Origin of the sequence: Nocardia anaemiae NBRC 100462 (genome assembly GCF_001612725.1) — a bacterium.
GTDB classification, from domain to species: domain Bacteria; phylum Actinomycetota; class Actinomycetes; order Mycobacteriales; family Mycobacteriaceae; genus Nocardia; species Nocardia anaemiae.
On sequence record NZ_BDAZ01000059.1, the window covers coordinates 1 to 1,719 of the forward strand.

Genomic DNA, 1,719 nt, shown 5'->3' on the forward strand with positions numbered 1-1,719 from the left:
TCACGGCGGCGAATGAGGATGCGGCACGCCGACATTCGCATGCCATCGGTGCGATGGTCGATCCGCTGCGCGAGGCCGTCGGCGCGCTGAACCAGCACATTCAGCAGGTCGAACATCATCGCATCAATGCCTATTCGAGTCTGCGCGAACAGGTCGCTGGGATGCAGCGCACGTCACATCAGCTCACAACCCAGACCAGTCAGCTGGTGGCCGCACTGCGCGCCCCGCAGGTGCGCGGGCGCTGGGGGGAGATCCAGTTGGAGCGGGTGGTGGAACTGGCGGGCATGACCCGGCACTGCGATTTCGACACCCAGGTGAGCCGGGCCGCGCGCAGCGACGGCGCGACCGAGCGCACCGGCATGGTGCGACCGGACCTCGTGGTCAATCTCGCAGGCGGCAGGCAGATCGTGGTGGACGCGAAGGTCCCGTTCACCGCCTATCTCGACGCCACCATGGCCGACGACCCGGATGAGCGCGCCGAACTGCTCGGCCGCCATGCCAAACATCTGCGTGCCCATGTCGATCAACTGGCGGATAAGGCGTATTGGCTGGCCTTCGATCCCGCGCCGGAGTTCGTTGTGCTGTTCGTCCCGGGCGATCCATTCCTCGATGCCGCACTGACCACCGATTCCGGCCTACTCGAGTACGCATTCGGCCGCAACGTGATCCTCGCTACTCCGACGACTTTGATCGCGTTGCTGCGCACGGTCGCCTTCGGCTGGCGGCAGGAGGCGCTGTCCCGCGATATGGCAACCATTCAGCAATTGGGTCGTGAGCTCTACAACCGGCTCGGCATGACCGGACGACATCTGGATCGCCTCGGCGCGCAACTCGGTAAGGCCGTAGACGCTTTCAACTACACCGTCGCCTCGGTCGAGTCGCGGGTGATGGTCACCGCACGCAAACTCCACGATCTTGAAATCGCCGAACAGGAGGTACCGGCAATCCACCGGGTCGATTCACTGCCGCGGGCCGTCGGCTTCGCCGACGCCGACGATTAGCCCTGCGACGGCCGTGCCGTAACGCCGCCGAGCGCGGCGGCAGTTAGTGTCATGGTGTGGCTGCTTCCCAACGTGTGCGAACCCGGGTGCCCGCGCCGCATCGTTCGATCCTGCCCTCGGTGCCGGGTATTCCGGCCGGGGCGGCGGTTCTGATCGCGGTGGCGTGCACGTTTTTGGGGTTCCTGATCGATGCCCACGGCGAGAATGACGAGCTGACCGGGACGTTCAACACGTTGTACGTCCTTGGTTGCGTCGCGGCGGTGCTCGCCGTTCGCTATCGCGGGCTCTTCACGACGATGGTGCTGCCGCCGCTGTTGCTGTTCGTCGCGGTGCCGCTGGCTTATCAGCAGCTGATCGGTCACGCTTCGACCGGCCTCAAGGACATCTTGCTGAATCTGGCGATCCCGCTGGTCAATCGGTTCCCGATCATGGCGCTGGCCACCGTGCTGGTGCTGGCCATCGGCGCCGGGCGGATTCTGCTACATCGGCGCGAGGAAGCCGCCGGACGCGCCAACGAATCCCGTCGCGGCACCAGCTGGGGCCGCAGCAGCGCCCCCAAACGCACCAGGTCGGAGCGCACCGAGGGCGGTTCGATCGCCGATGCCGCGCGCCGCCGCACCCGCCGTCCGCAGGTCGACACCGCCGACCTCGATACCGATCTGCATCTGCCGCGCCCGAGTCGGCGCGGCAGTTCGGAAGTAGCGGATACCCCGCCGCG

At 66.5% G+C, this 1,719-nt stretch carries 2 protein-coding genes; both read left to right on the forward strand.

The features are described 5' to 3' along the window. The coding region (locus NA5_RS29195; protein WP_062991779.1) for a DNA recombination protein RmuC at positions 1 to 1,001 on the forward strand (1,001 nt) is incomplete at its 5' end. A gap of 56 nt (positions 1,002 to 1,057) precedes the next feature. Continuing rightward, on the forward strand, positions 1,058 to 1,719 hold a 662-nt coding region (locus NA5_RS29200), incomplete at its 3' end, for a DUF6542 domain-containing protein (RefSeq protein ID WP_174555286.1).